The sequence below is a fragment of the Grimontia celer genome, from assembly GCF_900055185.1.
GTDB lineage: Bacteria > Pseudomonadota > Gammaproteobacteria > Enterobacterales > Vibrionaceae > Enterovibrio > Enterovibrio celer.
This window is the reverse complement of the sequence record NZ_FIZX01000002.1, coordinates 382,608-401,726: the sequence shown is the minus strand read 5'-3', so window position 1 is coordinate 401,726 and position 19,119 is coordinate 382,608. Positions and strand designations below refer to the sequence as shown.

Genomic DNA, 19,119 nt, shown 5'->3' with positions numbered 1-19,119 from the left:
ATGTGTGGGATTTTCGCAGCTGTTTCAGAAACGTCAGTCACTTCAGCATTAGTAGGTGGACTTCGTGCCCTGTCATACCGTGGATATGACTCAAGTGGTTTGGTTATTGCACAACACAGCGGTCTTCAACGCCGCCGCGCACCAGGCAAGCTGGAAGCACTAAGCTCCCTCTTGAAAGAACAACCTTTGGAAGGCTTTGTCGGCATCGCCCATACACGCTGGGCGACCCACGGCGCGCCATCTGAAACCAATGCCCATCCACACATGACGCCAAAAGTCGCCGTGGTACACAATGGTATTATTGAAAATTACAGTTTGCTGAAAGCAGATTTGGAAAGCGACGGTTATCGTTTTAACAGCGAAACCGACAGCGAGTGCATTCCACTGCTTATCACCCGCAATCTGGACAAAGGCATGACGCCGGAAGTAGCACTTCGCGAAGCTATGGCGATGCTAGAAGGCAGCTTTGGTATCGCAGTGATTTTCGCTTCGGAATCAGACACAGTTTACGCAGCCCGCCTAGGTAGCCCCCTGGTTATCGGTCAGGGTGCCACCGGTCATTTCATTGCCTCTGATGCAATTGCAATGGCAAGCGTGGCCCGCAACCTTTGCATGCTGGAAGATGGTGATGTGGCGAAAGTCCGTGTGAACGAGATGAGCATAACCAACAACGCTGGTGAAGTGACTCACCGAGAAATGAAAGCCTTGCAGGTCTCTGAACATGACCAAGGCAAGCAAGGCTATCGCCACTACATGCTCAAAGAAATCCACCAGCAGCCAGAAGTGGTTCGCAACACCCTTAACCACTACTGTGATAACGCCTCTTTCACGTTAAAAGACGAAATGTTCCCGGCGAATCTTGAGCGCTTTGACCGCCTATCTATCGTCGCGTGTGGCACTTCCTACTATGCAGGTATGGTTGCCCGCACCTGGTTCGAAAAATACGCCGCGATTCCTGTAGAAGCGGACGTCGCTTCAGAGTATCGCTACCGTGAGTCACCGCTTTCACCGAACACCTTGTCGCTGTTTATCAGTCAGTCAGGTGAGACTGCAGATACACTGGCTGCCCTGCGTTACACCAAGGAGCAAGGCCTGTCCTGTATTTCTCTGCTGAACGTGGACACCAGCACTATGGCAGCGGAAAGTGACAGCTTCTTGCGCACCTTGGCTGGCGCAGAAATCGGCGTGGCTTCAACCAAAGCCTTCACCGGTCAGTTGATGGTACTGCTGTTGATGGCACTTCGCATGGCGAAAGCAAGTGGCCGACTGGATATTGCCGCTGAGAAAGCCGCTATCAAAGAGCTCTTCACCCTGCCTGTTGGCCTTTCAAACGTGATTGACCAATTGGCATCAATGAAATCTATCGCCTCTTCACTGGTGCAATCGGAACACACCTTGTTCCTGGGTCGAGGAACAGGTTTCCCTCTGGCACAGGAAGGCGCATTGAAACTGAAAGAGATCAGTTATATCCATGCAGAAGCTTACCCAGCCGGCGAGCTCAAACACGGCCCTATCGCGCTGATTGACGAAGCTATGCCAGTGGTGCTGGTAGCGCCTCCGGGTCCGATGATGAGCAAAACTCTGTCGAATCTCCGTGAAGTAGCAGCCCGCGGTGCCAAGGTCATTCTTATCAGCAATCACGAAGGGATTGAACTCGCTTCTGAGCACATCACTCACGCGATTGAAATGCCCGATTGCGACCCAGTGATGATGCCAGTGCTCTATACCCTGCCATTGCAGTTGCTGGCATATCACGTTGCTGTTCTGAAAGGCACCGACGTTGACCAGCCTCGCAACCTCGCGAAATCAGTGACCGTGGAGTAATCGCCATGAACATGCAAGCGACCCGACATTGGTTAAAGAACAGCCCGAGCCCAATCGCTCGTGGCTTGTTCCAAGTCATCAAAGGCGCGCTCCAAGCGAGCATGCCAGCACCCAAGTTGATTGTGGTGCCTCTTTATAAACTGACCAAATTAGTCAGTGCCATATGGGAAAATCTGACCCGTGCTCTGTGGTGGACGCCAGTGTTTAAAGGTCGCTTACAGCATGTGGGTCGCGGTTTATACCTTTACGGCGGAATGCCTTTTGTCAGCGGTCCAGTTTCCATTTCTATGGGTGACAACTGCCGGGTCTCAGGCCAATCAACGTTCTCGGGCCGTACCTGCAGTGCCGAACAACCCGAACTCATTATTGGCAGCAATATTGATATTGGATGGCAAACCACCATCGCTGTTGGTTCGAAAGTCGTGATTGGAGATAACGTGCGTATCGCAGGGCGCGCCTTTATCGCGGGCTACCCTGGCCACCCACTGAATGCAGAAGACCGTGCCGCAGGTTTACCGGAACTGGATAGCCAGGTTGGTGATGTCATTCTTGAGCGCGATGTTTGGTTGGCAACCGGTGTGTCTGTGATGGCAGGCGTCACCATTGGTCAAGGCACCATTGTAGCGGCGGGCAGTGTTGTCACTAATAGCTTACCCCCCTTTGTAGTTGCGGGCGGTGTTCCTGCCAAAGTGATACGTCCACTCACGGATGAGGAGATGAAACGATGAACCGCGATCTGATTGTTTTCGGCGAAGACTGGGGCGGCTTACCTTCCAGCACCCAACACCTTATCCGTCGTCTGTCTGAACAACGCAAAGTGGTGTGGGTAAATTCCATTGGACTGCGCCGCCCAACCCTGACCATGAACGATGTTCGCCGCGCGTGGCGCAAGCTGACTGCAAAGTCCGTTGCCACAAACACCAAATGTGAAGCGGCATTACCAGACAATTTTACGCTGGTGAATCCATCTACTTTGCCAGCACCGAGAACCCGCTTTGGCCGAAAAATCGCTTCAAATATGTTGATGAGCCAGCTTCTACCTATCATTGAGAAAGCCAAGCTCAACAACCCGATTCTATGGACATCACTGCCAACTGCAGTAGATGTATCAGACAAATTGGGCGCTTCTTCTGTGGTGTATTACTGCGGCGATGATTTTTCAAAACTTGCAGGTGTCGACCATTCGACTGTTGCTGAACGGGAAAATGAATTGATCCACAAAGCCGACTTGATTTTAGCGGCCAGCGAAACCCTTTATACCCGCTTCCCTGCCATTCGTACCCGTTTGCTGCCACATGGCGTTGATTACTCGTTGTTTTCTACACCAACACCACGCGCAAAAGATTTACCGAATGACGGCAAACCTATCGCAGGGTTTTATGGTTCGCTGTCAGAGTGGCTGGATTATCCGATGCTGCACAAAACTATCGAGGCACTGCCAAACTGGAATTTCGTTTTCATCGGCCATGCCTGCGAAGAGGCCAAAACGCTCGCCAAACACAACAACGTTACGCTGATGGGCCCACGCCCTCATCACGAACTGCCGGGTTACAGCCAGCATTGGTCGGCAAGCCTTTTACCCTTTACGGACAATGGTCAAATTCAGGCATGCAACCCGCTAAAATTGCGCGAATATCTCGCTACAGGTCGCCCGGTTATCAGCACACCTTTTCCAGCAGTTAATGAATATCGTGGATATGTGTCTATCGTTAACAATGTGGACGAAATGATTTCAGCACTGAAACGTGAGGGTCAAAAACAAAACAACTCACACCAGCAAGCGGCAGTCAGCCCTCACACTTGGGATGCGCGTGCTGAAAAGTTAGCTGACTGGCTGGATGCGCTATGAACACCCTGACCTACAAATTCCTGATCTTGCTTGATGGCGCATGGCGTCGCCGTTACGTAATCATCATGCCTATCCTGATATTCCCTTTGATGGGCATTGCGATCGGCTTGTTGAGCCCTAAGCAGTACATCTCCCACACCAGCATGCTGATCCAGGAAACCTCTAAGATGAATCCCTTTCTCGAAGATCTGGCGATATCTGCTCAGATGAAAGAGCGTTTCAGTGGACTGCAAACCCTGCTGCATAGCCGACATATTTTAGGGAAGGTTGCCGTAGAACGTGGCTACGTAAAGGAAGACGATTCTCCCCAGAAACTCGATGAGGTTATCGCCCAGCTATCCAATGGCCTGAATATGGTCACCATTGGTAAAGACGTAATCAGGATTGATTACCGCTCAAACGATCCTGAAGGGATGAAAGAAACGCTCGAAACCGTCAGCGACTATGTGGTCGAAGAGCTGTTGGCCCCCGAGCGCTCATCGATGAAAGATTCCAGCTTCTTCCTTTCCGAACACATCAACAAACGCCGTGAAGAACTCGATGATGCAGAAGCTGCGTTGTCTGACTTCCGTAGCAAACATGCAGATGGCTTACCTGAACTTCAGGTTGCCAACTATGCACGCATTGAACAACTCAAACAGCGCCTTTCAGAAAAAGAAGCTGAAATGGCAGGCGCGCAAAAAAGCCTAGGTGGTCTTGATCAACAACTCTCCAGCACCAACCCAGTGATCGGCAGCATTGAAGATCAGATCGTGAAGATTCGCAGTGAATTGGCTTTACTGAAAGCCCGCTATACCGACCAACACAGTCTGGTTCAAGGCGCACTCCGAAATCTTCGCCGTCTGGAAGAGCAGCGTGCTCAACTGGTTGAATCTACCCAACAAACGATTGACACCGCCCAGCTCTGGGACATTGCCAGCAGTGCTCGCATGAATGGTGACAGCGAATCCCAGCCTTTGCTGATTTCCCAACTTGAAAACCTGCAGGAAGCGCGCAGTAAAGTAGAAACACTGGAAGAAGAAACCGCCAGCCTACGCAAAATGATTCTGCAGTTGGAAGAAAAGACCAATATGTCTGGCGAGAAAGAGCAGCAGATCCGCAAGTTGGAACGCGACCTTCAGGTGAAACGCATGTTGTTCGAAGAGCTGTTGGAGCGTCAGGAAAAAGCACGTCTCACCAGTTCACTCGGTGTGTTCGAGCAAGATAAACGTATTAAGATCATCGACCGCCCCTATTCACCCAGCACCCCAAGCAACCTGCCCATTATTGTGTTTGCCATTGCAGGCATGGTTGGTGGCATTTTCCTTGGCAGTGGTCTGGCAGTGCTTATGGAGCTCACCGATACCACCATTCGCCGCATTAATACTCTGGAATCTATCACTGGCGCCCCCGTCCTAACCCGCATTCCCTTTGTGAAACAGGAGCGCCCGGCACTTGGCGCACCCAAAGAAGGAAAAGTCATAGAAGCAAAATAAACGGAGATAAGATGATGAAGCATTGGATACTTGCTTTGGCCTTGTTTTGTCCGTCGTTAGTGATGGCTGAGATTCGTCTTGATAAATCTGACATCGGCGACGTCTCTGTTACCAGTATGCTGGTGGTTTCAGGCAACAACCTTTCCAACACTGATGCCATCGCAGTCATCCGTGCGGACGACACTAAAAACCCCGGCTACGCCGACCGTGCCAATATTGAACGCGTTATCCCACCGGGTGAGTTCAACATTGAAGTGCCTTTCGCCAGTTTAAGAACCCCAGGCGGGAGATCTTTAGATCTCAAAAGTCTTCAGCAAATCATCATATTCCCCGGCCGGGCAGAACGTGGTTTTGCCCTGACTGGTGCGCGGGTCATGACGCCCAAGCCACTTGGGAAGAACATTTTTGCATGGGACTTAGGGCCTTCTGGCAGCGCTATCTGGCCGGGCTTCCAACCGCTAACACCCAACTCGCCAATGGTTACCGGGCGCTCTATCCACCCCATTGACAGAAGCACCCGAATGCAAGCCGCCGATGCGCTGACTTTTGACGGGATACGTGGCATCGACACCCTAACTCTTCCGCTACCTGCTGGAAATTGGCAAGTCACCCTTTGGCTTCGGGATGCCGGAGAATGGGAATTTCTGCCCCACCCTTTGAAACGCGAAATCCTTGTGGATGGCAAAGCTGTTTACCGACAAAACCTGTCTCCAAAAAACTGGATTGATAATGTTTACCTCGGCCTTCGGGAAATTAAGGTATCGCCCGAGAGCAGCAGTTGGGACCATTTCGGCGCCAGAAAAAGTGACCGCGTCACTTTTGATATAAAAAGTACCGGCAAGCCCGTGAAGGTCACACTCAAAGGAGACAGCCCAGATGCGCAGTTTGTCAGTGGTATTTTGGCTGAACCAGCAGACAATCCATTAGTTTTGGAAATGCTTACGCGACAAAGAAAGCTATGGTGGGACAGAAACTGGCCTGTTGCAGCGTGGACTAAATGGCCAACAGGACAGCCAAAACTCAGCACAAAGGAAAAGACTGTTTCTGCCGCACCTGGGACCTCTGTTCTTATCCCCATGGAGTTTGAGCAAGGCAACCTCCCAGGAGCGCCCATGGTGATGCTCAAACAACCTAGTCAGGAAAAAGGTCGTCTATCGGCCAGTTGGCATTGGAGCCAATGGCAGCTCACCCGTACTCATCTTTCATCCACACTGCTAGCGCCAAACGACAATTACCTTCGCCACGGCCTGATGCCGGAAAATCAGGGCGTTGCGCTGCCAAGGCGACTCATGGTGCGTGTCGATGTGCCTGAAGCTCAGGCACCCGGCGACTACCAAGGTGAAGTACAGGTGATACTGCAAGGGAAAATACTCAAAGCCCCTTTCAATGTGTCTGTACTGGATGTCTCCCTGCCAGCGCTCGAAAAGCCCGTTGGGATATACCTTGAGAAACAGGTTCAGTTTGGTTGGTTCAAAGAGCTTACTGCCATCGGCGACATGGCAATGGTTTGCGATTTGAAATTCCTCCGAAAACTTGGGCTGACTGGCATCTCTCCACCTTTTGCTACACCCCACAATGAAGACACACAAAAGGAGTTTGATGCACTTTCCGACAATCTCAATATGCTCGGATTCACTTCCGCCATGGCCTATGCACCCGCCAAACGCCTCAGTCAGTCCATTGGCGTCGGTAACGCAGCCAATGTGGTGGCAGACATAGAAAGCCGCTACAAGCAGCGATTACAGCCCACCCCTTACTGGTCGATTGCTGATGAGCCTAGTAACCCGGGGAACGTTGATTTGTTCAAAGAAATGTACCAGAGCTTTTCTATGCTGGCGCCGGACGCCAAACTGGCGGGGCACCTGAACAGCGACCATGACAAAGAATATCTACCGATGTTTGACTTGGTGCTGGTGAATGACGGCTTTGGCATCAATGTCGATCAAGTCAAAGAAACCCAGAAAGATGACCGCGAGGTTTGGCTTTATAACCTGCCCAACCCACGAGCAGCTTCAGGTTATTACCTTTGGCATTCCGGCGCGGATGGCTTTTTGAAATGGCATGGACGTATGCCGACTGCTGACCCATTTGACCCGACAGACGGTCGCGAGTTTGATGTACAAATGCTCTATCCTTCTGCGAACCCTTGCCCGGAAGAGCCCGATATTCATACCGATTTGTATGAAATCATGGAAGGTATTGTTGACTACAGGTGGATACTTTGGTTAGAAGAGACAGCAAAATCTGATTCGAACGCCAGATTGCTTCTGGCTTCTTTAAAACAGGAGCTCCCGGATAAGTGGAATCGCATGCGAGAGGTCGATACCCGCACAATGGATACATGGCGAAACAAGATCATGGATCTCGCCCGCTGACTGTCAGAGCGATTCTCAGAATGAGAAACCCATCATCCCAGCGAATACACCGCTGGGATTTTTCTATAAAAAACAGAACACTAAAATTATTTCATATGTTGGCACACACTGTGCTTAGTGGTTATCAACAGCAACATTTCGAACGACAAAATCGAACTGGGGTAAACCATGAAAACCATTGTGCAGGTAGTTCAACATCTCAGACCCGGCGGCCTCGAAGTCATGGCGCTAGAGCTGATGAATTTCTCCACATTCCGCCACAACATGAAGATTGTGAGCCTGGAAGGAGACATGGAATCTGCTATTGCAGCGTGGCCTCGACTTGAAGCTTACAAGAACCAACTCATTTTCCTGGACAAGCAACCCGGCCTTTCTTTTGCGCTGGTGAAGCAACTGCGCAATCTACTGAGCGAGCTTAAAGCAGACGTGGTTCATACACACCACATCGGCCCATTCTTCTACGGTGGCCTTGCTTCTCGCCTGAACGGCATCGCCCACATGCACACGGAGCATGACGCCTGGCACTACAACGATAAACGCCACCGTCTGCTGCATCGTATTGTTTCTCTGGTCGCGAATCCGGTTGAAGTTGCAGATGCCGACATTGTCGCGCAAGGCATGATGGACTTACCGGGTATTCATCAGCTCAAAGTCATCAAAAATGGTATCGATACCTCGCGCTTTATTCCGGGTGACAAGTTTAAAGCGAGAAACGCACTGAACCTGCCCTCTGGTGTGAAACTGATTGGCGCAAGCGGCCGATTGGAAGAAGTGAAGGGCCACAGCATACTTATCGAAGCCATGGCTGATCTTCCTGCCCATTATCACCTAGTGATTGCAGGTTCCGGTTCGCTGGAAAGCGCGCTGAAAGCACAAGCAGAGCGACTGGCTATCGACCACCGTGTTCATTTCCTCGGACATGTCGAGAACATGCCGATGTTTTATCAGTCCCTTGACCTGTTCTGCCTGCCGTCATTCAACGAAGGCTTCCCTCTCGCACCTTTAGAAGCACAATCTTGTGGCATTCCAACAGCCGTAACGGATGTTGGCGGCGCAGTCGAAACACTTTGCCCCCAAACAGGCTTGGTGTTGAAAGCGGGTGACCCGGAAGCAATGGCTGAGAAAATCCTGCCGTTCCTTTACGAAAGCCGCCTTCACACACCACGCGACTTCGTGATGTCCCACGCCGATGTAAGAAAAATGGCCAAGGCATATGACTCACTGACGGAGGGCTTGTGTTATGGCGTATGAACTGATTTTCTGGCTCACAGCCACCAGCATTGCGTTGGTTATTTACCATCACCTCGGCTATCCCCTACTGCTGAAAATGCTGGTGCGCTGTACCCCTCAAACTGCAGCGAAAGACATCGCGCAGACTAAGGACACTGAGCTGCCGACCATCACTGTCCTGATGCCGGCTTACAACGAAGCTCAGTGGATTGCGGAGAAAATCCGTAATCTAGCAATGCTGGATTACCCAGCACACAAACTGGAAGTGGTTGTCGCATGTGATGGCTGCACTGATGACACCGCCCAGATTGCCCGCAGAGCATCGAAAGAGATGGTATGTCGTCACCTAAACGTTCGCGTTATTGAGTACCTCGACAATCATGGAAAGGTGGCTGTGCTAAACAAAGCGATGGCGACAATTCACAGTGATTTGGTAGCAATGAGTGATATCTCAGCGCTGATCTCCTATGACGCATTGCGTTTGGCTGCAAAGCGCTTTCAATCGAAAGAAGTTGGTGTCGTAAACAGCCGTTACTGTTTCCTCAGCCCCAGCGAAGAAGAGCAGCAATATTGGAACTACCAAAACAAAATTCAACGAAACGAAGCGCAAGTGGGCTCGGCGCTTGGTGCTCATGGCGCACTCTACTTCATTCGCCGCGAGCTGTTCCAACCACTGGCACTGGATACCATCAACGACGATTTCATCCTGCCCATGAAGGTCGTGGCACAAGGCTACCGTGCTGATGTGTTGGAAGATATCCGTGCCGTTGAACTGGAAGCATCTAGTCACTCTCAAGACTTTCGTCGTCGCCTGCGCATTGGTGCGGGTAACTGCCAACAACTGTTCCGCCTGTTTGAGTGTCTACACCCAAGTCACCGCGGCGTAGCGTTTACCTTTGCTTCAGGCAAGGCCCTGCGAGTGTTAATGCCATTCCTGATGTTGACCGCCTTAGCAGGCAGCGTTTATCTGGCACCAACCAACCTGTTTTTTATGGCAGCTGCCGCTGGGCAGGTTGCTATCTACAGTACCGTGGCGATTTACCAACTCTTTGGTTTTCAGCCAAGCAACAAGATCAGCAAAGCGCTCAACTATTTGGTAACCGGTCATACTGCGAACCTGATTGGTAGCTTGCGCTACATCACCGGATTAGAGAAAGGACGTTGGCAGCGTGTCACGTCTGACAAATAAATTTAGGAAGAGGACGATCATCATGAACCTGAACATGAATCTCAACGCGCAAATGGACATCAATCCCATCACTGCAAAAGCGAAGCGCGGGATGGACATTGTTTGCTCTCTTATCGGTCTGGCACTCACACTGCCGCTGTTTCCTTTGATTGCGCTTGCTATCAAGCTCGACAGCCCAGGCCCTGTTTTCTTCAGCCAGATGCGCATTGGCCGTTCACTGCCAGACCGCAGCCTGATTTTTAACATGATTAAGTTCCGTACCATGCGCACTGACGCAGAAGCTGGCGGCGCAGCTTGGGCGGCGAAAGAAGACCCTCGCGTGACCCGTGTAGGCCGTTTCCTGCGCAAAACCCGTCTTGATGAACTGCCACAGTTTCTGAATGTGCTGGCGGGTGACATGGCACTGATTGGTCCACGTCCAGAGCGCCCAGGTTTCTACCAAAAACTGGAAACTGCTATTCCTTACTTTGCCGACCGCACTTACGGTGTGACTCCGGGTATCACAGGTCTTGCTCAGGTTAACCAAGGCTATGACACCTGTATTGAAGACGTTCGCTCAAAAGTCGGCTTCGACCACTCTTACGCGTTGTCACTGTCTTCACCAATGAGCTGGCTGAGAATGGACTGCTACATCATCTTCCGCACCCTGGTTGTAATGGTGTGTGGCCGCGGCCAGTAAGAAACAATCAACGTAAGTTTCCACTGCACTTTTGCGCAGGCTCCCGAAATTCCACCACCGGAGTCTGCGCTTTTTTATCTCACCGTGATGGTGATTTTCTGGGAAATGACTGGCTTAACATGAGGAATATGGAGGTGATCACCCAAGAGTAATTGCAGCGTGTGCTTTCCCCTTGGTAGCGTCAGTGTCGTCTCAGTTTGCCCTCCTCCAAAATGCAAAATATTGTTCGTTGCTGGCAAGGGCAGCGAAAAATCCACCAATGAATCAATGTTGATCAAAAGGTGATGATGTCCTGAATTGGGTACTCTCTCACCCGCTTTTGCCAAGCGCATGCCCTCCAACCCGAATTTAACCTCGAAGGTCTGCGGGACCACCTCACCATCTTGTGGAGTGATAAAGAAGACCCGCGCATTCGGCGGCGAAGGTGTCGCAGCGCTTGCCAATGTGCCAAGAAGTGCAAATGCAAGCAGCATCGACATGACACATAGCACCATAAAGCTGTCACTTTTCATGAATAACCCTTAGGGGCTGTTGACCTTTGGTGATGATTTTTGCAGCAGTTTGTGGGGATTTTATGCAAGGCAGAGGCGTCGATGTGTAGCTCGCCTACATGAGAAGCCGATAACGCAGCAGAAAGTCCCCACAAACGCTGCCCAAAGGGTTCTGCCCTAAACGTTTTATGCTTTGTTGAGGTGTATTTGCTTAGAGTGAGGCGACACACACCTCGCCGCGCCTAAAGTGTTTAGGGCTAGAACAAAATTTAACCACCAAAGGTCAACAGCCCCTAGCACAAACCTAAAACAATCATGAGCAAAATTTGCTGACAAAAGGTGTCAGGATTTGGGACTGCAGGGAAAAACATCTGGTTTAGGCTAGATGCCTAAACCAGATGACAGATGAAAAAAGACATTAGTGGGATGACGCTACAGTCTGAGCCGGAACCTTTCGACCACTGTAGATAAAGAGTGCTAGGAAAGTCATCACACCGAGTAACCTCATCCAAAGTGGTAAGCCCGGCCAGACCATCACTACTGCCGCGACAACCAATACTAATCGAAGCAAATAGTTTAATGCCCCTTCCAGATACCCTTCCAAGGCACCAATAAGTGCATAGGTCCCGAAGATAGCAAAAATGCCTACCACCAAGACTTCTGTGAAGTCCCAACTCACTAGCGAACTGTAGGCAATCAGAAGCGGCACAATATAAAGCCCTTTCGCGATCTTCCATGCCGTCAGTCCCGTCCTCATTGGTGGCGTGCGTGCGATGGTCGCCGCAGCAAAGGCCGTGAGACAGACAGGCGGCGTGACGTTACTGTCTTGCGACAGCCAGAATATAATCAGGTGCGCAGAGAGCAAAGCCAGACCGACAGCTTCGACGCCTAATGCCTGTTCCATCAGTGTTTCTTTGAAATCCGGTGGCACCAGCGTCAGCAGCTCTTTGGCTTGCTCTACTGACATCGCCGCGCTCAGCGATTCAAAGATTTCCGGCCCCGCCAACATAAATATGGCCTTCGCTTGTTCAGGCAACTCGCCAGCGACAATCAGATCAATCAATTGGTTTTCTGCCAGCAAGGTATAAAGCGCGGGTGCGGACAATGTACCAAGCACAATATAAGCTGCCGTCACTGGCAATCCCATCCCTAGGATCAAAGAAGCCAGCGCGATCAGAAGCAACATCACCAGCAGGTTACCGCCGGCCCAGCCATCAATCATTAGTGAGAAGGTATTACCAATGCCTGTCGTGCTGATAACGTTAACCACTAAGCCAATACCAACAAGCAAAATCGCCGTTGGAGCCATGTTCTTGGCTCCTAACGCCAATGCTTCGGTCACAGCACTGGGTCCCATCTTGTTATCTTTCGAGAGCCAACTGGCTGCAATCACAGAAAGAATGGAAATGCCCGCAGCATAAGTCGGTGTGAACCCTTGGATAAGCAGAAACACCAGCACTGCGAGTGGAATAAGGTTGTGCCAGCCTGAAATAAGCACACCCAGAACAGACTCTTCGTCTTCCGATACTTTCTGAACATTACTGCGCTTGGCTTCAATGCGAACAAAAAAGGCCACGGAGAGGAAGTAGATCAGCGCTGGCATAAAGGAAACTGCAATGATATCGACGTAAGGGATTTGGGTATAAGACGCCATGATGAATGCGCCGGCACCCATCACAGGCGGCATCAACTGCCCACCCGTGGATGCTGCCGCTTCGACCCCTGCAGCAAACCGCGCCGGAAAGCCCGCTTTTTTCATCAAAGGGATCGTGATAACACCTGTCGAGACGGTGTTTGCCACGCTCGAACCCGACACAGAACCCATCAAGCCCGAGCCCAATACCGCGATAAAACCTGGCCCACCGATGATTTTCCCTGCAGCAGCTTTTGATAGACGAACGATAAAGTCACCCACACCGGATCTCACCAGAAATGCACCGAACAGGATGAACATGAAGACGTAACTCCAACTGATGCGGGAAATAGGGCCAAACATACCCTCAGATGAGAAGAAGCTTCGATACAACACCGTTTCCAAGCTCAAACCCGGGAAATGGAACACGCCGGGCATCCACTGCCCCCACAACACCACATAGCTCAGACACACCGCGATGAGCATGGGGATAAACCAGCCCATGGTTCGGCGTACCAGTTCCATCGCAATCAGGATGGCTATCGTGGCGAATACCCAATCGCTCGCCACAAACTTCACGCCGCGCTCATAAAGGGCGTCTTCGGCGTAGGGGATATAAAGCAGACAAGCGACCGCTGCAATAGCAATCCATAGGTCTATTACCAAAGCGATTTTGTTGTATTTCAGGTGATTGGCGGCGGGAAACCACAGCACGCAAATCACCGAAAACCCGGCAAAGTGGGTAGCCGAAACCCAAAGTTCCGACCAAGTCGATAAAGTATTAAACCAGATGTGAACGCAGGATAAGGCCACCGCCAAAACGGTAATGGTCAAGTTCACCCAGGGAATATCGATGCGATTAGGCAGCTCGAATTTTTCGAGCTCTTTGTTTACAGCATCCGTCATGATTGACTCCAGCACTCCTTTCGAGGAGCGTTACTACTCTCTTGCTAGACAGCCCTAAATCAGGGCTGTCTGTCGTTTTCAATCTCCCAATTAGGGAAAAAGGGCTTATTGCGTTTTCAACTCTGCGGGAATGTCGATACCCACTTCTTCGTAATAACGCACGGCACCTGGATGCAACGGCACCGGGAGACCAGCAATCGCTTTTTCAATCGCCATGGCTTTGGTGGCTTTATGAATGCCCTGGAGGAAAGGCAGATTCTCATAGATGGCTTTGGTCAGTTGATAAACATCGTCATCGGACACATCGTCGCGCACAGCGAGGAAGTTAGGCTGGGCGACCGTGGTGATTGGTTTATCCAGACCGGGATAGGTGTTGGCGGGAATTTCGTAAGCTGTCCAAAGGTTATAGGTGCTGTTGACCTGCTTGATTTGATCATCCGTAAAAGAAAGGATCTTCAAGTCATCGCCCATGGCAGCAAATGCCTGAGTAACCGCGCCTACTGGCACGCCTGCGGGAGTATTCATTCCTTCAATGGTGCCGTTTTGCAGCGCATTGGCACTCGCACCGTAGCCCATAAACGCAAGATGAAAGTTGTCCGGAGAGATAGAAAGCTCGCTCATAATGTGGCGGCCTGAATTCTCTGTCCCTGAGTTCTTTTTGCCAATCGAGAACTTCTTACCGTCCAGTTTCGACAAATCCGCCACCGTGCCGGTTTCTGCCAGCTCAGAACGCACAATAAAATGCTCAACATTTTGCCAGAGCATGGAAACGGCGCGAATGTCATCTTGCTTCACGCCCTTGTATGGACCTGACCCCTGCCAAGCCCACGCGCCATAAAGCCCTTGTAAAATCGCAAACTGGGCTTCGTTCTCGTTCAGCAACTTAACGTTTTCACCCGAACCGGCAGAGCTAATCGCGGAAAGGGATAATTGATATTTAGGCCCCAGCTTCACCTTACTCAGTGTCGCCAGCGCAACACCTACCGGGTAGTAAGTGCCACCAGTTGAAGCCGTCGCGAGAATATAGCTTCTCTCTTCCGCCACGACATTCGCGCTTGCGCCCATTGAAGCCACGATGGCCATTGCTGCCAGCATCTTTTTCAGTTTCATACTTCACTCCTGTTTACTGCGTTCCATGTTAATAATTTGTTACTTGAATTCAGTAAGAGCAAAGCGGATGCCAGATTTTATCCATCTGATTTTATTTAATTATTTGAAAGCCAGAGAGAGAAATGAGCAAAATCCTGCTGATTGGAGGAAAAACCCATCGGCAAGATTTTGCTTATAGTGGAATTCCAGTATTGGTAGGGGGTTAGGAGAATCATCGGATGGCGATAAGCAAAAATGTGCCGATGCATATCGCCATTTCATTTTAGCCTTAGGGATCGGTGAAATCTGAGCGGTTCAAACCAAACTTCTGCATTTTCTGGTTCAGTGTACGGCGGGGTAAATCCAGTTCCTGCATCACGTCATTGATCCGTCCTTGATGTCGGGTCAGCGCCTCTTCCAACACCTTTCGCTCAAAGTTATGCAGTTGTACTGCCAAAGGCACACCCGTGCTGTTGGGTTCGCTGGATGCGACAGGCCGGTTCGAAAGAATTTCCAACACGGACATGGTGTTGTCGAGTGCGAAACGCGTAGCGACATTACGAAGCTCACGCACGTTTCCCGGCCAGCCATAGGACATCATGGCTTTCTTATCTGCATCACTGACTGATCTCGCATTTCGATTGGACTCCTTGGCGAAGTGCTCGAATAGCGTGAGGATGTCTTCTCCGCGTTCGCGAAGCGGCGGGATATAGATTTGCGCTACGTTCAGGCGGTAATAGAGATCTTGCCGGAACTCAGGATGCTCGCGCAGATCTTCTTTGGCAGCTGCCACGACACGAAGATCGATATTGATTTGCTTGTTGCCGCCGACCCGTTCGACGGTGTTTTCCTGCAAGCTGCGCAGCACTTTGACCTGCATGGCCGCAGGCATACTTTCTATTTCATCGAGAAACAGAGTGCCCTTGTCAGCATATTCCAGCTTACCAATACGTTTTTTCGCAGCGCCCGTAAAAGCTCCCGCTTCATGGCCAAAAAGCTCGCTTTCAAACAGGTTTTCCGGGATGGCTCCGCAATTGATGGGCACAAACTGATGAGATTTTCTGCCGCTTCCCTTGTGCAAACTGTTGGCGACCAACTCTTTACCACATCCGGTTTCGCCATAAATGATCACATTGGTGTCGATAAGCGCGATCCGCGCAACCTGTTCGCGAAGTCGCTTCATCACCTCGCTTTGACCGACCAGCACTTTTTCCAGCCCCGAGAGACTTGCAAGGTACTCTCCACGAAGCTGGGTCGAGGTTTGTGCACGGAATTGCTCAACCGCTTGAGAAACACGACTCGATAACCTGTCTGGCTGAAAGGGTTTTTCGATAAAATCAAACGCGCCGAGGTGCAAAGCTTTCACGGCCATATCGACATCGCCGTGACCAGTAATGATTAGTACCGGTGCACTCACACCACTGTCGATAAGCTTTTCTAACAGCATGATGCCATCAATGTCCGGCAATCTGACATCGCTGATAATCGCGTCAAATGCCTGATGCTGAATCACGTCGAAAGCCTCATTCCCCAAGCCAAACTCAACCACATCAAAGCCTGCCAATTGCAGCCACTGAGTAGTTGCCTGCCTGACGATTTCGTCGTCTTCAATCAGGGCAATCCTTGCACTCTGCGTTGTTTCCATATCCCTCTGCTCTCAGATCGCGCTATGCTCCACCCATCGGACAAGCGCTCTTATAATTAATATACTCAACCTTTTAAGGGAAACGAAACCAGCAAATGGAATCTTGCTATGCGCCGTAAATGGAGTCTTATCGGTATTTCACTGATCTTGGTGTCAGTGTTTTTCTGGGGTGGCAGAGAAACTGCACGCCAATGGCTGACCGTGCAAGCTCAACATTCCGCACAGCAGGATTTGCTCAACGCCATCGCTGAGATTCGCCATGCCTTGCTGCGCTTCTATCATCTCCCCTATTTGCTCAATAACAATCCTGACGTAGTTGCTTTAACCTTGGGTGACGCCTCAATCACTGACGAGGTTGAAAGCACACTCAGTCAACTCGACAAAGCAGCCAATACCAAAGGTTGGTACATACTGTCTGATCAGGGCAAAGTGCTGGCTTCCAGTGTGGATGGTGATTACATCACCAGTCAGGATTTGAATGCGATTGTGCGCGATGTCCATGCCCTCGGCGAAGGCACATCCATGGTACGCAAAACCAAAGGGGTGAGCCCTTTCTACTACCTTTCATCACCCATTTTCAGCGAGCTGAATATTGTCGGTATTGTTGTTGTACAACTTGATTTACGCCTGCTGACCGACCAATGGCTCGCGAGCTTCGACATCATGTTGCTGCAAAATCCGGAAGGGCAATTTTTCCTTTCCAGTAGCGACAAGTTTTCCGCCGATGCGTTGAACGATGGCGATATAGATATCCAAACTAAGGTATCCAGCCTGTGGCAAGGAGACACAATCCGCGTCTGGCAGCTTGACCGCACTCGTTATTTTGCCCAGACCATTCAACTGGACGACTTGAAATGGCAGCTAAGTTATCTCACCCCTATCAGCTCGGTGGAAAGAAACGCCGCGGCGGCTGGCTGGAGTGTTGCCATGCTTTTTTTGTTGTTATTCCTGTTGGGGGTAATCAGTTATCAGCGCCACCAGAAAAACCTGAGCCAGCGCCGTATTCAGGCGCTGATTGAAGAGTCAGAACAAAAGCTCAATCAGATGATCAATAAGACCCAGGTCGGCCTCTTATTGCTCGATGAAAAAGGGCAAGTCGTTGATATCAATGCCATGGCTATCAGCATGTTTGGCTTTACTAGCGAGCCCAACCCGGATATCAAGATTTCACAACTGATTGAGGACAGGCACTCCCCCATCGTGTTGCTGTTTGATCAGTACAAAAAAGTGATTGAAGACATCAAGATCAATGCGCAGGAAAGCCTTGCGAAAAGGCATGATGGCAGCACCTTTCCCGCCTTGGTTTCACTTACGGCATTCCCTTTTCATGATCGCCATTTCTATCTTGCAACGCTGCTGGATATCACCAAGCGGAAGAAGGCCGAAGAAGCCCTGTTTGAAGCCAACACGCTTTTAGCACAGCGCGTAGAGGAGCGAACGGAAGAGCTACATGAAGCGCAGGCTCAATTGATAGAGTCCAGTAAAATGGCCGCGATGGGCAGAATGTCGAGCGCGATTGCCCATGAGCTGAACCAACCACTCACTGGACTTCGCACGCTGGTCACAACCAACAGCGTGTTATTCGAACGGGGTGAGGGCGAGAAAATCCTCTCGAACAACTTGCTGATTGATAAGCTCATTGAACGCATGGTCGATATGACTACCCAGCTTAAAACCTTCGCTTATAACAAACCGGACAAACTCGATGCCATTACGCTCCCAAATGTGTTGGAGGAAGTCTTACGCATCTATCAACAGCCTCTGGTTCGCGTGAACGTAAGAGTTCGTTTACCGGAAAACACGCCAAGCATATTGGCAGAGGAACAGCGCCTCAGACAGGTATTGGGCAACCTGATTTCCAACGCTTGTGATGCAATGGCAAATACTGCCCAGCCCCACCTCATCATCTCAGTTGTTGCAGAGGCGTCATCGGTCATTGTCACTCTGTCAGACAATGGTATCGGTGTGGAAGAGGATGCCATGGAAGCCTTGTTTGAACCTTTCACCACCAGCAAAAAAATCGGTAAGGGTTTAGGCTTGGGTCTTTCTATTTGTGCCAACAATATGCGGGACATGGAAGGCAGTATCTCCGCCAGAAAGAACACTAGTGGCGGAATGGATTTTGAGCTAATTTTCCAAACGAGATAAGACAAACCAGGCCAATAAACCACATCCAGAAATATCCACACCCATTATTTCATTTTTCACTAATTTAGCTTTGACTTATTTATAAAATCCAATAATATTTCCAGTGTATGAGTTTGCTGAAAACACAGCGAATTCACTTAGAAATGGGAGTATTTATGGCATTTCAAATACCATGGGACGCGCTGTTAGGTGGCATGCTTCTGGGTGTTTCTGGATTAGTTTTATTGGCACTGAATGGGCGTATCGCTGGTATCAGCGGCATCGTCGGTGGCTTACTACGACCGAAAGAGTCGGACGTTTCGTGGCGACTACTGTTTATTGGCGGGATGGTGGCGGCAGGCATACTTGCATCAATCAGTGGCATTAGTTATCCCGACTTCGCCGCTGCGAATGCAGACTCTTCTCCCTTCTTCATTGTTGCAGCAGGCCTACTGGTAGGAATAGGAACCAAACTTGCCAATGGTTGTACAAGCGGACATGGCATTTGTGGCATGGGCCGTCTTTCAAAACGCTCCATGGCAGCAACGCTAACCTTCATGACAGCCGCATTCATTACTGTATTCATCCGCCTACATCTGTAAGGAAG

The 19,119-nt window shown here is 50.4% G+C and carries 14 protein-coding genes; 10 read left to right on the top strand and 4 right to left on the bottom strand.

What is annotated here, in order from left to right:
- From glmS to GCE9029_RS11965, 8 genes are all read left to right on the top strand, one after another.
- Complete coding sequence (glmS, locus tag GCE9029_RS12000) at positions 1-1,824, top strand: glutamine--fructose-6-phosphate transaminase (isomerizing) (protein ID WP_062663492.1); 1,824 nt, start codon at positions 1-3, stop codon at positions 1,822-1,824.
- Between the two features lie 5 nt (positions 1,825-1,829).
- Entirely contained in the window at positions 1,830-2,552 is a 723-nt protein-coding gene (locus tag GCE9029_RS11995; RefSeq protein WP_062663491.1) for an acyltransferase, read from the top strand.
- A complete protein-coding gene (locus tag GCE9029_RS11990) occupies positions 2,549-3,673 on the top strand; it encodes a glycosyltransferase (protein WP_062663490.1) in 1,125 nt (374 codons plus the stop codon). Before GCE9029_RS11995 ends, GCE9029_RS11990 begins: the two co-directional genes overlap by 4 nt.
- A complete protein-coding gene (locus GCE9029_RS11985) occupies positions 3,670-5,148 on the top strand; it encodes a GumC family protein (RefSeq protein ID WP_062663489.1) in 1,479 nt (492 codons plus the stop codon). Before GCE9029_RS11990 ends, GCE9029_RS11985 begins: the two co-directional genes overlap by 4 nt.
- 11 nt (positions 5,149-5,159) lie before the next feature.
- Positions 5,160-7,523 (top strand): hypothetical protein, encoded by a 2,364-nt coding sequence (locus GCE9029_RS11980; RefSeq protein ID WP_231870090.1) that lies wholly within the window; start codon positions 5,160-5,162, stop codon positions 7,521-7,523.
- 168 nt (positions 7,524-7,691) lie between these two features.
- Positions 7,692-8,774 carry a glycosyltransferase gene (locus tag GCE9029_RS11975; protein WP_062663488.1) on the top strand — a complete coding sequence of 361 codons (1,083 nt, stop codon included), beginning with the start codon at positions 7,692-7,694 and terminating at the stop codon, positions 8,772-8,774.
- A complete protein-coding gene (locus tag GCE9029_RS11970) occupies positions 8,764-9,942 on the top strand; it encodes a glycosyltransferase family 2 protein (protein WP_062663487.1) in 1,179 nt (392 codons plus the stop codon). The genes GCE9029_RS11975 and GCE9029_RS11970 overlap by 11 nt, the downstream gene beginning before the upstream one ends.
- 22 nt (positions 9,943-9,964) lie before the next feature.
- On the top strand, positions 9,965-10,621 hold the full coding sequence (locus GCE9029_RS11965) for a sugar transferase (RefSeq protein WP_157487809.1): 657 nt from the start codon (positions 9,965-9,967) through the stop codon (positions 10,619-10,621).
- A 74-nt stretch (positions 10,622-10,695) separates the two neighbouring features.
- Here GCE9029_RS11965 and GCE9029_RS11960 read toward each other — a convergent pair whose 3' ends face one another.
- From GCE9029_RS11960 to GCE9029_RS11945, 4 genes are all read right to left on the bottom strand, one after another.
- Positions 10,696-11,133 (bottom strand): DUF4399 domain-containing protein, encoded by a 438-nt coding sequence (locus tag GCE9029_RS11960; protein WP_231870089.1) that lies wholly within the window; start codon positions 11,131-11,133, stop codon positions 10,696-10,698.
- Between the two features lie 397 nt (positions 11,134-11,530).
- Positions 11,531-13,651 (bottom strand): TRAP transporter permease, encoded by a 2,121-nt coding sequence (locus GCE9029_RS11955; RefSeq protein WP_062663486.1) that lies wholly within the window; start codon positions 13,649-13,651, stop codon positions 11,531-11,533.
- 105 nt (positions 13,652-13,756) lie between these two features.
- On the bottom strand, positions 13,757-14,761 hold the full coding sequence (locus GCE9029_RS11950) for a TAXI family TRAP transporter solute-binding subunit (RefSeq protein WP_062663485.1): 1,005 nt from the start codon (positions 14,759-14,761) through the stop codon (positions 13,757-13,759).
- 268 nt (positions 14,762-15,029) lie between these two features.
- Positions 15,030-16,385 carry a sigma-54-dependent transcriptional regulator gene (locus GCE9029_RS11945; RefSeq protein WP_062663484.1) on the bottom strand — a complete coding sequence of 452 codons (1,356 nt, stop codon included), beginning with the start codon at positions 16,383-16,385 and terminating at the stop codon, positions 15,030-15,032.
- A gap of 108 nt (positions 16,386-16,493) precedes the next feature.
- Here GCE9029_RS11945 and GCE9029_RS11940 point away from each other — a divergent pair, with 108 nt between their 5' ends.
- A complete protein-coding gene (locus GCE9029_RS11940; RefSeq protein WP_062663483.1) occupies positions 16,494-18,533 on the top strand; it encodes a sensor histidine kinase in 2,040 nt (679 codons plus the stop codon).
- Positions 18,534-18,688: 155 nt separating this feature from the next.
- Complete coding sequence (locus GCE9029_RS11935; protein WP_062663482.1) at positions 18,689-19,114, top strand: YeeE/YedE family protein; 426 nt, start codon at positions 18,689-18,691, stop codon at positions 19,112-19,114.
- Positions 19,115-19,119: the final 5 nt, after the last annotated feature.

Coding starts and splice junctions, on each gene's coding strand:
- GCE9029_RS11945 (WP_062663484.1), bottom strand. CDS start 16,385: ATGGAAACAACGCAGAGTGCAAGGATTGCCCTGATTGAAGACGACGAA.
- GCE9029_RS11960 (WP_231870089.1), bottom strand. CDS start 11,133: ATGAAAAGTGACAGCTTTATGGTGCTATGTGTCATGTCGATGCTGCTT.
- GCE9029_RS11940 (WP_062663483.1), top strand. CDS start 16,494: ATGCGCCGTAAATGGAGTCTTATCGGTATTTCACTGATCTTGGTGTCA.
- GCE9029_RS11980 (WP_231870090.1), top strand. CDS start 5,160: ATGATGAAGCATTGGATACTTGCTTTGGCCTTGTTTTGTCCGTCGTTA.
- GCE9029_RS11970 (WP_062663487.1), top strand. CDS start 8,764: ATGGCGTATGAACTGATTTTCTGGCTCACAGCCACCAGCATTGCGTTG.
- GCE9029_RS11955 (WP_062663486.1), bottom strand. CDS start 13,651: ATGACGGATGCTGTAAACAAAGAGCTCGAAAAATTCGAGCTGCCTAAT.
- GCE9029_RS11950 (WP_062663485.1), bottom strand. CDS start 14,761: ATGAAACTGAAAAAGATGCTGGCAGCAATGGCCATCGTGGCTTCAATG.
- GCE9029_RS11965 (WP_157487809.1), top strand. CDS start 9,965: ATGAACCTGAACATGAATCTCAACGCGCAAATGGACATCAATCCCATC.
- GCE9029_RS11995 (WP_062663491.1), top strand. CDS start 1,830: ATGAACATGCAAGCGACCCGACATTGGTTAAAGAACAGCCCGAGCCCA.
- GCE9029_RS11975 (WP_062663488.1), top strand. CDS start 7,692: ATGAAAACCATTGTGCAGGTAGTTCAACATCTCAGACCCGGCGGCCTC.
- GCE9029_RS11990 (WP_062663490.1), top strand. CDS start 2,549: ATGAACCGCGATCTGATTGTTTTCGGCGAAGACTGGGGCGGCTTACCT.
- GCE9029_RS11935 (WP_062663482.1), top strand. CDS start 18,689: ATGGCATTTCAAATACCATGGGACGCGCTGTTAGGTGGCATGCTTCTG.
- GCE9029_RS11985 (WP_062663489.1), top strand. CDS start 3,670: ATGAACACCCTGACCTACAAATTCCTGATCTTGCTTGATGGCGCATGG.
- glmS (WP_062663492.1), top strand. CDS start 1: ATGTGTGGGATTTTCGCAGCTGTTTCAGAAACGTCAGTCACTTCAGCA.